The organism is Lentzea sp. NEAU-D7 (assembly GCF_026242055.1).
In the GTDB taxonomy this organism is placed as follows: Bacteria; Actinomycetota; Actinomycetes; order Mycobacteriales; family Pseudonocardiaceae; genus Lentzea.
The window spans coordinates 348,711-361,652 of record NZ_JAPJDL010000004.1 but is presented as its reverse complement, the minus strand read 5'-3'; the positions used below and the strand labels follow the sequence as shown (position 1 = coordinate 361,652).

The following is a 12,942-nucleotide window of genomic DNA, read 5'->3' as shown; positions in this document are numbered from 1 at the left end:
ATTTGACGGTGCGAACCCAGCGGACACCCCTGAGGGGCGACGAGCCCGCGCAGTACGCCTGGCGGCCGGCCCCCGGCGAGCTGTCCGTGGCGGTCGTCCCGCTCGGGCACGGCGCGGACTTCGACGGCGCGCACGAGGCCCACTCCCACGACTTCCCCGGCATCGCCTACTTCTCCGCCTCGGGCGGCGTGGTCCGCCACGGCAGGCAGGTCAGGCAGGTCGAGGCCGGCGACCTGTTCGTCATCGCGCCCGGCGACGTGATGGGCCAGGCCCGCAGCGACGACCTCCTCGGCGCCCGCGGCTGGGGCGTCTTCTTCACCGCCGACGCGCTCGGCCCCGAGACGCCGGGCGCGCACCTGGCGTGGCGCACGCACCCGCTGCTGTTCCCGTTCGTCCACGGCGGCGCGACCGGGGCGTTGCGGCTCAAGGTCCCCCAGGACCAACGCGCAGCGTGGACCGCGCGCATCGAGGCGCTGCACGACGAACTGCGGCACCGCGGCGACGGCTACCGCGAAGCCGTGCCGGCGCACCTGACTCTGCTGCTGGTCGGGGTGTCCAGGCTGGCCGCGGACGTCGTCGGCGACCTGCGCGAGAACGCCGAACCGCTGCTCGCCGAGGTGTTCGACGTGATCGAACGGCGCTACCCGGAACCGTTGTCGCTGCGCGAGGTCGCCGCCGCGGTCAGCATCTCCCCCGGCCACCTGACCTCGACGGTGCGCAGGCGGACCGGCCGCACCGTGCAGGAGTGGATCACCGAGCGCCGGATGGTCCAGGCGCGGCGGCTGCTGGCCGTCACGGACCTGCCGGTCGGCGACATCGGGCGGCAGGTGGGCTTTTCGGACGCGGGCTACTTCGCGCGGACCTTCGGCAAGCTGCACGGGATGAGCCCCACGCGTTGGCGGCGGTTCAACCACCTGAACGCCCGCTGAACTCCTGCGGACGGCCTGTCGATCAAGGGGCGTTTCGTCGCATTCATCCCTCCGCGCCGTGGCACTGTCGTGACCATGACCGGCGGGACGCCCACGATGGACGACAGAGACCTCGGTACGAGGTTCCACGACCTGATGGAAGTCGTGGTGAAGCGGCTGCCGTTGGGCCTGTCCCGCGTCGTGGCGCCGAGCCTGCTCGGGTTCGCCCTGATCAACGGGTTCACGTTCGGCGTCGACCTGCTGCTGCTCACCGCGTTCCGCAGCGGCCTCGGCCTGCCGGTGCTGCTCGCGTTCACGATCGCCTACGTGCTCGCGTTCGGCCTGAGCTTCGTGCTCAACCGGGCCCTGAACTTCCGCTCGCACGCGCCCGTCGGACCGCAGGCGGGTCTGTACGCCGTCGCGATCGTGATCAACTACCTGGCGTTCATCCTCGGCGTCGGCAGCGCGCTGACCGAGATCGGCCTGCAGTACCACCTGTCCCGGATCGTCGCCGGCGCGTGCGAGGCCGCGTTCATGTACAGCGTGATGCGCTGGGTCGTCTTCCGCGACGCGAAGGTCTGACCTACTGCAGGTAGCCCTCGACCTCGCCGACCGAACGAGCCGGGACGTCCTCGGGGTTCTCACCCTGCGACCGGGCCGAGCGGCGCCGCCGCAACAGGTCCCAGCACTGGTCGAGGGCTTCTTCCAGGGACCGCAACCGGGCGTGCTCCTCGTCCGTGGAGATCTCCCCGGACGCGAGCTGCTGGCGCAGCCTGTGCTCCTCGTCGACCAGTTCGTTGATGCGGCCCAGCACGTTCTCGTCGCTCATCTGCGCCTGTCCTGTCTCGAAGCGGCTGACCTTCCCGACTCTACGACCACCCGCGGGCCCCGGCCCTACGGCAGTGCCGCGAGCGACAGGCTGTTGGCGTCCGGATCCAGCACCTCGACGTGCCGCACCCCGTTGGAGTACGTCTCGACGGGCTCGTGCCGGATCCCGTGAGCGGCGAGCCTGTCCAGCGCCCCCTCGAACTCGCTCAGCTCCACCCCGAACGTGACCATCGAGCCGCCCACGCGCGACGACCGCACGTCGCGGGCGTCGAGCACGACGTAGGCGTTCTCCCCCACCTGCCAGAGGTGCTCGTCGCCGATGATCTCGTCCGCCTCACGGCCGAAGAACACGCCGTACCACTCCAGCGACCTCGCCAGGTCGCTCACGCACATCACGCTGTGCAGGTCCATGCGGTCCACCCCCTCCACTCGTCTTGCAGGGGTGGACCGGCGACGCGCTCTGAACTCATCGCGCCAGCGGCGATTCGCCCGCTTGGTGCAAGCGACTGGTTCAACCAATTGTTTACCCTTGTGAACAGGGCCGCCGACCCGTCACGCGCGCCACCTCCTCAGCGGAAGTGGTCGCCACCTCCGCCTGCCAGGAGGCGTTGTGAAGACACGTGCTCGGCTAGCCCTAGCAAGCCTCTCCGCCACCACCGCGGTCGTCGTCGCGTTCATCGTGCCCACGACACCCGCGATCGCCCACGGCACGATGTCCGATCCGGCCAGCCGGGTCTACACGTGCAAGAACGAGGGACCGGAGACCCCGAAGTCCGACGCGTGCAAGGCGGCCGTGGCCGCCGGGGGCACGCAGGCCTACTACGACTGGAACGAGGTCTCGCTGCTCGAGGCCGGCGGGCGCCACCGCCAGCTCATCCCGGACGGCAAGCTCTGCAGCGCGGGCCGCGACAAGTACCGCGGTCTCGACCTGCAACGCGCCGACTGGCCCGCCAAGCGGGTCTCGCCAGGACCGCTGACCGTGACCTACCACGCGTCGGCACCCCACTCGAACAGCAACTTCGAGTTCTACATCACCAGGGACGGCTGGCACCCGACTCAGCCGCTGCGCTGGTCGGACCTCGTGCACATCCAGACGTTCAACGGCCAGAACCCCAGCACGTTCACGAACTGGACGCTGAACCTCCCGAACCGCTCGGGCCGCCACGTCCTCTACTCGATCTGGCAGCGCGTGGTCGGCAGCAACGAGGCGTTCTACACGTGCTCGGACGTCGACTTCGGCGGCGGCACCACCACCCCGCCGACCACGACCACCACGACCCAGCCGCCGACGACCACGACGACCACCCAGCCGCCGGCGGGCGGGACGTGGGCCGCGGGCACGACCTACTCGGTCGGCAACCGCGTCACCTACAACGGTGTGAACTACGAGTGCCAGCTCGCGCACACCGCCATCGCCGGCTGGGAACCGCCTGCCACGCCCGCACTCTGGCGACGCCTCTGATGCGGTTCTTCCTGCTGGCGCTCGCCTTCGCGGTGTCCGGCTGCGCGGCCACGCAGCCGGACGCCGTGTTGCGCGGCGATCCTCTGGACGTGATGTTCCTGCAGATGATGCTGCCCCATCACCAGCAGGGAGTGGAGATGGTCGCCCTCGCGCGGGACCGGGCGCAGAACGAGGAGCTGCGCATGCTGGCGGCCGCGATCGCGCAGACCCAGGCGACCGAGGCCGACACGATGAAGGGCTGGCTGACCGCGTGGGGTGAACCGCTGACGGCGCCACCGGACTCGCACACGGGCCACGGCGGCATGCGGCAGTCCGACCCCGAGGAGGTCGCGAGGCTGACCGCGTTGCGCGGCGCGGAGTTCGACCAGCGCCTGCTCAACGTCATGATCGCCCACCAGGACGACGCCGTGCAGATGGCGCGGTGGGAGACGGGCAGCGGCGCGAACCGGGAGGTGAAGGACCTCGCCGACCGGATCGACAAGTCCCGCACCGCGCAGATCGGCATGATGAAGAAGTTCCTCGACAGGGCGTGACGGGGTACCCCGTGCGGGACCGAAGGAGGCCGACATGCAACCCGTCCCGTTCGTCCCGTGGGTGTGGCGTGATCCGTCGTGGGCCGATGAGCCGGACCAGGACCAGGACCTCGCGGATCGCCCCGACACCGGCCTGATCGGCTACGAGGTCGAAGCCACCGACGGTGGCATCGGCAAGATCGACCAGGACAACGCCAAGGTGCCGCACGACTGCCTGATGGTCGACACCGGCCCGTGGATCTTCGGCCGCAAGGTCGTGCTCCCGGTCGGCACCGTGCGGCACGTGGACCACGCGGAACGCAAGGTCCACGTCGACCGCACGAAGGAACAGATCAAGAACGCGCCGGAGTACGACGCGGACGACCACGAGAACTACCGCAAGCGCACCGACGAGTACTACGCCGAGAGTTATCGCACCAATCCGCGCTGACCTGCGGAAAAACGACTCTTGCAGGTCAGCGCGGGTCCGTTCAAGTTCGTTGAGGAACGTATTGGAACGTTGAACGCATGGTTCCGCTCCCCGATTGCTCCCGAAGGGTGCTCCCACGATCGGTAAGGCTCGTGGGTTCGCCGTGATCGGCCAGTCGCGATCCTCGCTGAGCGCGCACGCCCAGCGCTGCCATGAGGCCGCCGTACTGGGGTTGACCGTACGGGGTGTTGCGATCCTCGCTGAGCGCGGACACCCAACGCTGCTTCGCGCACGTCGTCCGGGGTCGCGCACACGATCTTGTTGCGATCCTCGTTGGGCGCGGACGCCCAGCGCTGCGAACGGACCAGCGACTCAAGGGGTCCGTCGATGGCCTCGTTGCGACCCTCGCTGAGCACGGACGCCCAGCGCTGCACATTCTTGACCTGCCACACCACGCCCGGCACGCCGCGTTGCGATCCTCGCTGAGCGCGGACACCCAGCGCTGCGTGGCTACGTCGTGGCCGAACTCGACGTTGGTCGTGTTGCGATCCTCACTGAGCGCGGCGCCCAGCGCTGCCGGTGACCTCTCCGGCCAGCTACCGCAGCTCGGTGCAGTTGCGATTTCCCGCTGAGCGCGGACGCCCAGCGCTGCTGATGACCCGAGTTTGGTACTGCACACGCGAAGACGTGTTGCGATCCTCGCTGAGCGCGGACGCCCAGTGCTGCCTTCGACATGTCCGGTGGCGGCGGGGTTGTCCCCCCGCGCTGCGATGCTCGCTGAACGCAGACGCCCAGCGCTCTCCCTGGCCTGGGTCGCCAACCTCGTCATCTGCTACCTGTTGCGATCCTCGCCAAGCGGACGCCCGGCGCTGCGTGCTCGTGATAGTCGGCACTGACGAGGTTCTCCAGGTTGCGACCCTCGCTGGACGCTAACGCTCAGCGCTGGGAGTCGGAGAGACGTCTGGTCGTTGTAGACCATGTTGCGATCCTCGCTGGGCGCGGACGTCCAGCGCTGCACAGGCGGCGACCTGCCACCGTGTCGTCATCGGTCATCACACCTCGACCTAGCTGACCAGCTTCGTCATCGTCACGCCGCGGGGCAGGTCGGTCTCGTTCACCGAGACGTCGTAGTCGGTGAACGCGCGCGCTGGCGCGCCGGTCGGGTTGTCGCTACCGGTGTGGCGGCGGGTGACCGTGACGCGTTCGGTGAGCCGGTGTGCCGGCGCGGCGCCGAAGGCGTCGGAGTGGCTGAAGACGTACAGGCCGCGTGGGGTGAGGGTGCCTCGGGTGGCGGAGCGGTCGTGGTCGAACATCATCTCAAGCGTGCGGTAGAGCAGGTCGAGGTCGGTGACGTCCACGCCGGTCTCACGAGCACGCGTGGCCGAGTAGTAGAGCTCGGCTTTGTACAGGCCGTAGGGGACGGTCCACTTGCCGCCCATCTCGGTGGTCTCGCCCTTGTCGATGTCTTCCTGCCTGGTCTGCGTGACGCGGGTGATGGCGTGGTCGGCGGGATAGACGGGGTCGATGCTGCGCGCCATGCTGAGCTGCAGGGGTCCGCGGATCTGGCCCAGTGCCTGGGTTTTGCCGACGGAGAGCACGGCGCCGAACAGGCGGATGTCGACGTACCGGTCACACAGCCACGCACGTGCCCGTGCCGCGTCTTCCTTGGTGATCTTGGCGCCCAGTTTGAGGCCGTTGTCGGCGTAGGACTGTTCGAGGCGGGGGTTCAGCGCGTATCCGGCTTGGACGAAGATGCCGTAGCGGGGGTTGTCTGCGGCGGCCAGGGCGAGGGTGTCGCGGATCTTGCGCTTGAGTGCGACGTCGGTGACCAGGCCTTGTCCGCTTTCGTCGTCGGTGCGGGGGCGGTTGCCCGCGTCCGGGTCGCCGTTGGGATTGCCGTCGGTGACGTCGAACAGGAACACCATGTCGTGACGGACTGTCGGGTCGAGGTGCGGCTGGACGCTGGTCATGCGGTGATCTCCTGGTCGGATTCAGTGCTGGAGGGCGTGGAGGCGGTAGCGCGGGCGGCGGCGCGTTCACGCAGGACGGCGAACCGGTGGGCGCGCTGGTGGTGGTAGCCCAGCAGGAACATCGCCTGCTGCGCGGGCGTGGTGCGGTACGGGATGCCGTTGGCAGCGTCGAGCAGGCCGAACAATGCGGTTAGTTCCCGGCTGTGATTGACGCCGGTCCCCTTGCGTGGACCGCGGAACTTCCGCAGCCAGGCGTCAGCGAGTTTGCTGCCGGCGAGCAGGGCGGCGCGGGGGTTGGTGATGGCGCCCGCGAGGTAGCGGTTGGCGTAGGTGGTGTTGAGCTTGCCGTCGAAGGCGTCGTACTGCAGCGCGTCCAGGGCAGCGAACACGCGGCCTGCGACGTAGGCGGGATCGGTGTTGGACTCGTCCAGTCCTGGCATCGGTTTCTCCGTGGTCAGGTGTGAGCGCAGCAGCATCAGGCGCAGCAGTGCCGCGCGAGGTGTGTCCAGGCGTCCGTCTGTGCGGACGCGGTTGAGCAGGTGGGTCAGCAACGACGGAGGCAGTGACGTCTTACGTAGCGCCGCGTTGAGCAGGTCATGCTGAGCCTCGTGAGGATGCGCTGACCCCTTGACGCCAAGGAATGCGTAGCGGCGCTCGGTGCGCTTCCAGCGTCCGGTGACCCGGACGAGTCGTTGCAGGGGCTGCCGGACGAGTTCGTCGGGGTGCAGCGTGACCATGTCCAGGTCGTCGAACCACGCCACGACATTTTCTTCCACTGTGGACAGTGGCATTTCCAGCCAGTCGCGGACCATGACACGGGCGACGTTGCCGCCGACGGTCAACGCACAGAACTTGGTGGTGTCCACCTCCACTGCGGCTGTGCCGGAATGGATTGACGAGATCAGGGCGTCTATCTGCTTGGGGTCGGCGTCCAGGATGAGCTTCATCGGGTTGCGCTGTACCGGCTCGGTGACCCACCACGCCAGGCGGCTGTCCTGCCCTTCGTAGGAGGTGGTGTTGTCCGAGTCGAGCACGCGGACCAGGCCGGCCGACACGCCTTCTCCGCACGGGATGCAGATCGGTGAGCAGGTCAGCTGCGTGGTCAGGTCATAGCCGAAGACGCGTTCGTTGACACTGACCAACGCCGCGTCGTTAGTGGCGCCGGGAACGAGCCGCGCCGGCACCTTCCCGGGAAGGGTGTCCAGCAGCGGCCCGACGTGACCGCACACCAAACAGAGCCCGCGTTTCCCGCCGCCTTTGCGGCGCGTCACCTCCGCGGCCCAGAACGCGGACACCGAGGAAGAGCGGTAGGCGGGCGTGGCGCCAACGGTGATCAGCACGCGCTGTTTGCTGGTGGCGTCGGGTTCACGCAGCAGCCGGGCTACCTCCCCGGAGCGGTAGAACCGTGCCAGGGCCTGCGCGACCGGGTCTTCCTGCCCTTCGGCGCTGTCGGCCCATCGCTGTGTGAGCTCGATGAACGCGGCGTGGCACTGCGCCACCCGCGCGGGTTTGCTGTCGGCGTCGTCCCAGCCGAGCACGTACTGCACGTCGTCCGCGGCCAGATTGGGTGCCACGCCGACAGTGCGGGTCACAGCCGGAACTGCATGCTCGGCGCCACGCGGTTTTCCGGCCGCGTCAGGTGCGACCAGGGATTCCAGGCGGTCCCCGGACAGTGTGCCGTCGGGATTGAGGCGCAGCTCCCAGTCGAAGCGCAGCGGCCGATGGAAGGGTTTGGCCGAAGGGTCCTGCTCGGCTTGCTTGACCAGGCGGTGCAGCAGCATCAGGCCTCCACCGCGGGGATGCCGTGTTCGGGCACGTGCAGTACACCGTCGTTGAGCTCTGCCTTGAACCAGGTGAACGACGGTGGCGTGGTGGAGTGGTCGACCGAGTGCAACATCACGCCGAGTTCTTCACGGTGCGCCAGGGCTTCCCGGTCGTCAGGGTCGCTGAAGAACGCGGTGAACTCCCGCACCCCCAGGTAAGGCTGGGAGAAACAGCTGCCGCGGGTGACGCGGCGGCGGAACTGATCGCGATACGCGGCCTCCGGCTTGTCGGCCTTGGGGGCGAGCTCGACGTGAGCGTGGATGCGATACGCGACGTCGCGCAAGCACACCGCGTTGCGCTGCACCCGGTTCGCGACGGTGTCCAACCGGCGCTTGCCGGACGCGGCATCGGCGAGGGAAGCGATATCGGTCGTCTCGTTGCGGCGCTGGGTGAACTGCTTGATCGGAGACAACACCTCAATCGCCACCACCCGCCACCGAAACTGCGGCTTCCAGTAGATCGACTCCAGCACGCCGATCGCGGCGGACGGTGTCATCACCGGGTAGGACACCCGCTCGACCTTCAACTCCGGTCGCGTGAACAACGCCGCGTCGCCCCACACCTGCACCACTACCGGAGGCGCGCCTGACTTCGACCGCGGCAACACCGGACTCACCACACTGTCTCCTTAGCGATATCGCCCTCGTCCAGCCCCACATGCGGGTCGTACTCACCGCACCACTCCCACAGTTCGTCGTGGCCCTGCACGACCGGACGGCACAACGCCCGCACCTGCGCCGCCGACGCCACTACCTGCGGCACCGACACCATGTAGCCGCGCAGCTCCCTCAGCAACGCACCCGCCGGCCGTTCTCCCGCCCGCAGCTCACGCAGCAACTCCGCGGCGTCGCCCTGCTCATCCCAGCTCGTCACGATCAACGTGACCGGGTCCTCGTCGATCATGCGGAACGCCAGCCGCCGATCTCGCGCCGAACCGGCGCCAGCGATACGTGGACCATCGGCGACCGCCCGGAAGTCAAGCTCTGCCCGGTTGTCCTGGATCACCACACCTCGACGGGCCTCGTCGACGTTCAACCCCATGTACAGCCGCCGGTAGTACTCCTGCAGCGCCAACGGGTCATCAGGGTCACGTCCCTCACCGAACAAGGCACGGGTCTTGTCCACCCCAGCCTGATAGAACGCCGGCACCGCGGCGTCGGCAGCGTCGAACACCACCACTCGCCCACCGCCGGGCAGGCTGCCTTCGCGGTTGGCCCGGCCAGCCGCCTGTTGCAGCGATTCCGCCGGGGCCAGGGCGCGGAAGACCACGGGAAAGTCGAGGTCTACCCCGGCCTCCACCAGCTGGGTCGACACCACCAGCACCGGCTCCTTGTCGCCGAGCAGCTTCCGGATACGTGCGAGCGCTACTTCTCGATGCCGCGGGCACATCCGGGTAGACAGATGCACCACCGCGACGTCCGGCCGGCGGTCCGCTACCAAGCGGTACAGCCTGCGCGCATGGGCGACGGTGTTGACGATCACCAGCGCCTGCTGCTCGTCAGCGATCTGCCCAGCGATGTCGTCTAGAGTCGGCTTCGGATCGAGTTGCCACTCGTAGCGCACGCGCTTGAGCCGTGTGAACAGTTCAACGGGGTCGTCGACCAGTGGCCGGATGTCCAGCGACTTCCACACCGAAAGGTGCTCGAAGCTCGGCTGAGTCGCCGACGCCAGCAGCACCGTCGTACCGAAATGCTGTGACAGCACGCGCAGCGCATCCAGAATCGGCACCAGCAGCGGCACCGGAAGCGCCTGGACCTCGTCCAGCACGACCACAGCGTTCGCCAGCCGATGGAGTTTGCGCGACCGTGCCGGCTTACGACCGAACAACGAGTCGAACAACTGCACCGTCGTGGTCACCACGAACGGCGCGTCCCAATTCTCCGCCGCCAGTCTCAGCCGACGGTCATCCAACTCCGCGTTCGAATGGTGCTCCAGCACCACATCCGCACCGAGGAGCCGCCGATACACACCCGCGTTCTGCTCCGTGATGGTCGTGAACGGCACCGCGACAATCACCCGCGCCTTGCCGTACCGCGCCGCGTGATGCAACGCGAAACCCGCCGCTGTCATGGTCTTGCCCGACCCGGTCGGTGCGGGCAACCGGTACACACCCGGCTTCCCAGCGGCCCTGCGCACCACGTCGTCGTACAGCACGGCACGCAGAACATCCACATCGGACAGTTCACGGCCGGCGAGCAGCAGCTCCCGGTTCGCTTCGAACCGCTGCACCAGCCCCGCCATGTCTGCGGGCGCGGCGACCCTCGGCTTGGCGAGACCGTCCGCGTGCGCACCCGTGTCCAGATGATCGGCATCGGCCAACGCGGAGAACACCAGCCGGATACCCATCTCCCCCAGCAGCATCGACTCGCCCCACGCCTCCGGCAGCAGCGGCGGCCCATCCGCCAACACACGAGCTTCTGGAACGAGCTCAAAGAACCGTGCAAGCGTCTGCTCGTCGTCTGGCCCAGGCGACAGGCTAGTCAGATCCAGCGGATGCCCTAGGCCGCCGTGGTGCCCGAGGACAGCCATCGCCGCCGCCAACGCGCGGTCACGCACCAGCAGAGCGCCCAGGTTCTTGTGGTTGATGTTCACCCTGTCGCCGGTCGCATTGACCTTGACCAGCTTGTCCTGCCACGCACACGCCGCCTTTCCAGCGTCGTGCACCAAACCCAACGCCGCGGCAAGATCGCCCGCGCCAAACACATCCGCGAACCCACGAGCCAGCATCGATGTCGACCGAAGATGGTCAGCCAACGGATGCCAGCGTCCGGTCACCTTGCTGGGACTATGCGCCCACACAAGCCAAACCCCTTCACATCGCCCGTCCCCCGACGAACGACGCGACCATAGAGACGCACCCCGACAAAAACGGGACGCTCAGCACCACCCGATGCCAGCTACACCCGAATGGACCAATTTTTCTAGGGCAACGCGAATTGGCACTCCAGGCGCGCACTGCCCTCGCCGACGCCATACGAGAGGCCACCGTCCGATGTTGCGATCCTCGCTGAACGCGGACGTCCAGCGCTGCGAGACGTGATGGAGGGTTTACCAGCGGTCCTCGGAGTTGCGCTCCTCGCTGAGCGCGGACGCCCAGCGCTGCATGAGCCACGGCACTGCCTCGCGGGCCGAGGCGATGTTGCGATCCTCGCTGAGCGCGGACGCCCAGCGCTGCGAGCTCGCCGAGTTCAACACCGAAGTGCACTGCATGTTGCGATCCTCGCTGAGCGCAGACGCCCAGCGCTCCTCGAGGATGTCCCGGTCCGTACCGATTTCCTCGGTCAGGTTGCGATCCTCGCTGAGCGCAGATGCCCAGCGTTGCCCATCACAGGACGATCGGATGTTTGGCGTAACGGTTGCGATCCTCGCTGGGCGCGGACGCCCAGCGCTGCCCCGCGCCGTTGCCCTTCATGAACGCGACGTCCTCGTAGTTGCGATCCTCGCTGAGCGCGGAGGCCCAGAGCTACCTCTACCGTACCGGTGCACCTGGTCGTTGTCGGCCTGGTTGCGATCCTCGCCGTGCGCGAACGCCCAGCGCTGCCAGGCTCCCGGTGGGCTGGCTGACGGCGCGGCCGTAGTTGCGATCCTCGCTGAGCGCGGACGCTCAGAGCTGCGGCCGGTGAAGCCCTTGTTGGTGTCGTCGCGGTAGTTGCGATCCTCGCTGAGCGCGGACGCCCAGCGCTACCCTCTAGTTCGACATCACCCGCAGCCTCACGCAACCGACACTCGAGCTCAACGCCGGGAGTACTGGCGAGCACGCGGTCAGGCTCAGCCTGGCCGCGACCCTTACCGCGATTCGTAGCCGCACCGCGTTCACGTGGCCGTGGTAAACCACCCCCCGGCGCTGCCTTCGCGGGGGCGGTCAGGTGCTGAGCCCGGCTCGGCATACTGGTGGTCATGTTCGCGATGTTGAGCCAGCTGGCCGAGATCCTTTCCAAGCTCGGCAACCTCTTCATGTCGGCTCAACGCAGGTCCAAGGACATCCATGTAGCCAACGTGCTGATCAGCAGTGTCACGAATCTGCAGCGCATCTGCGTGCGTGGCGAACGGCTGCTCATGCTGGTTGAGAGGGCCACCGAGGGTGAGCCGGTGGACGCGGACGAGTTCACGGGCCTGGTCACGGTGCAGGCCGACAGGATCGAGTCCATGCGGCAGTCGTTGGAAACCGGCGCCTATTTCCTGGCGACCGTCGACGCGGACATCCTTCTGGAGCTGAATCCGATCGTGAACCGCAAGGGCGGCCTGTTGGCCAGGTGGACGCACCGGGCCGAGGACAGCTCGCTCTCCACCACCACGTTGTTCTTCCTGCCGGGCGGCACGCTGGAACGCGTCCTGGACCAGGGATCGCGAAGCGATCGCGACGGACTGCTGGACACGGCCGACGGCATGCGTGCCGCGCGGGTTGCGGAAGTACGAGACCTCAGCAAGCCGCTGAAGCAGCACCAGGTGCTGGCCGTCCGGGCCGAGATCGCGGCGGCCAGAGAGGATCTCGCCAGAATCAAGCAGCTGTGCAGGCAACTGCTTGACTCTACGCGCGAGGCCGTCGGTCCCGAGGTGATGGCGGACCTGCGCCGCAAGATTCTTCCCGACTACTGATGCACCGAGCAGTCGTCCCAGTCAGAACGACCGGGCTCCATTGAGGCTTGAGTTCCGTGCAGCCGAAGATCTTGCCATCAACGCGGGTATTTGGCGTCGCGGTCACGGAAGAGGAATTCCAACACCCACATCCTGGATAGATCCTGTATTCATCTGAATACAGGATGTCATGATCGGGAGATTAGCAGTAACAACGATCGATCGGCCAACACGGGACACGTCAAGCGTTCAGAACCGTCTCAGGCACCTCCGATCCAAGGAGGAAATCGCGACCGCACTGGCCGCGCTCACCGACGAGCACCATCCACTGGCCGCGTACCGATGCCTGATCAGTCGGGGGCTGCCTGCCAGTGCAACGAGCAGGCAGCCCCCGACTCAGATCCGGTGACCCCCTGGGAAGGGCGCCCCCACG

The 12,942-nt window shown here is 67.6% G+C and carries 13 protein-coding genes; 6 read left to right on the top strand and 7 right to left on the bottom strand.

Going from position 1 to position 12,942, the window contains the following annotated elements:
* Positions 1 to 8 precede the first annotated feature (8 nt).
* Both ORI60_RS11760 and ORI60_RS11755 read left to right on the top strand, forming a co-directional pair.
* Positions 9 to 929, top strand: a complete 921-nt coding sequence (locus tag ORI60_RS11760; protein WP_266037113.1) for an AraC family transcriptional regulator — start codon at positions 9 to 11, stop codon at positions 927 to 929.
* Between the two features lie 96 nt (positions 930 to 1,025).
* Positions 1,026 to 1,490 (top strand): GtrA family protein, encoded by a 465-nt coding sequence (locus ORI60_RS11755; RefSeq protein ID WP_323055905.1) that lies wholly within the window; start codon positions 1,026 to 1,028, stop codon positions 1,488 to 1,490.
* Between the two features lies 1 nt (position 1,491).
* Here the strand turns inward: ORI60_RS11755 and ORI60_RS11750 are convergent, their stop codons facing one another.
* Together ORI60_RS11750 and ORI60_RS11745 are read right to left on the bottom strand one after the other, a co-directional pair.
* Positions 1,492 to 1,737: a DUF2630 family protein gene (locus ORI60_RS11750; protein ID WP_266037111.1), complete on the bottom strand. Its 246-nt coding sequence runs from the start codon at positions 1,735 to 1,737 to the stop codon at positions 1,492 to 1,494.
* Positions 1,738 to 1,802: 65 nt separating this feature from the next.
* A complete protein-coding gene (locus tag ORI60_RS11745) occupies positions 1,803 to 2,147 on the bottom strand; it encodes a VOC family protein (RefSeq protein ID WP_266037110.1) in 345 nt (114 codons plus the stop codon).
* 199 nt (positions 2,148 to 2,346) lie between these two features.
* On the opposite strand from ORI60_RS11745, the gene ORI60_RS11740 reads away from it, so the two are divergent.
* Genes ORI60_RS11740 through ORI60_RS11730 form a run of 3 tightly spaced genes read left to right on the top strand, consistent with a single transcriptional unit; the run spans position 2,347 to position 4,161 of the window.
* Entirely contained in the window at positions 2,347 to 3,198 is an 852-nt protein-coding gene (locus tag ORI60_RS11740; protein ID WP_266037109.1) for a lytic polysaccharide monooxygenase auxiliary activity family 9 protein, read from the top strand.
* Positions 3,198 to 3,731: a DUF305 domain-containing protein gene (locus ORI60_RS11735; RefSeq protein WP_266037107.1), complete on the top strand. Its 534-nt coding sequence runs from the start codon at positions 3,198 to 3,200 to the stop codon at positions 3,729 to 3,731. The genes ORI60_RS11740 and ORI60_RS11735 overlap by 1 nt, the downstream gene beginning before the upstream one ends.
* A 34-nt stretch (positions 3,732 to 3,765) precedes the next feature.
* Positions 3,766 to 4,161, top strand: a complete 396-nt coding sequence (locus ORI60_RS11730) for a PRC-barrel domain containing protein (RefSeq protein WP_266037105.1) — start codon at positions 3,766 to 3,768, stop codon at positions 4,159 to 4,161.
* A 1,043-nt stretch (positions 4,162 to 5,204) separates the two neighbouring features.
* Here ORI60_RS11730 and cas7c read toward each other — a convergent pair.
* The 5 genes from cas7c to ORI60_RS11705 all read right to left on the bottom strand — a co-directional run bounded on the left by cas7c (position 5,205) and on the right by ORI60_RS11705 (position 11,144).
* Complete coding sequence (gene cas7c, locus ORI60_RS11725) at positions 5,205 to 6,110, bottom strand: type I-C CRISPR-associated protein Cas7/Csd2 (protein WP_266037103.1); 906 nt, start codon at positions 6,108 to 6,110, stop codon at positions 5,205 to 5,207.
* Entirely contained in the window at positions 6,107 to 7,891 is a 1,785-nt protein-coding gene (cas8c, locus tag ORI60_RS11720) for a type I-C CRISPR-associated protein Cas8c/Csd1 (protein WP_266037101.1), read from the bottom strand. The genes cas7c and cas8c overlap by 4 nt, the downstream gene beginning before the upstream one ends.
* Positions 7,891 to 8,550, bottom strand: a complete 660-nt coding sequence (cas5c, locus tag ORI60_RS11715; protein WP_266037098.1) for a type I-C CRISPR-associated protein Cas5c — start codon at positions 8,548 to 8,550, stop codon at positions 7,891 to 7,893. The genes cas8c and cas5c overlap by 1 nt, the downstream gene beginning before the upstream one ends.
* Positions 8,547 to 10,709: a CRISPR-associated helicase Cas3' gene (cas3, locus tag ORI60_RS11710; protein ID WP_266037097.1), complete on the bottom strand. Its 2,163-nt coding sequence runs from the start codon at positions 10,707 to 10,709 to the stop codon at positions 8,547 to 8,549. Before cas3 ends, cas5c begins: the two co-directional genes overlap by 4 nt.
* 273 nt (positions 10,710 to 10,982) lie before the next feature.
* Positions 10,983 to 11,144 (bottom strand): hypothetical protein, encoded by a 162-nt coding sequence (locus ORI60_RS11705; RefSeq protein ID WP_266037096.1) that lies wholly within the window; start codon positions 11,142 to 11,144, stop codon positions 10,983 to 10,985.
* A gap of 687 nt (positions 11,145 to 11,831) precedes the next feature.
* Here ORI60_RS11705 and ORI60_RS11700 point away from each other — a divergent pair.
* Entirely contained in the window at positions 11,832 to 12,530 is a 699-nt protein-coding gene (locus ORI60_RS11700) for a hypothetical protein (protein ID WP_266037095.1), read from the top strand.
* The last annotated feature ends 412 nt before the right edge of the window (positions 12,531 to 12,942 follow it).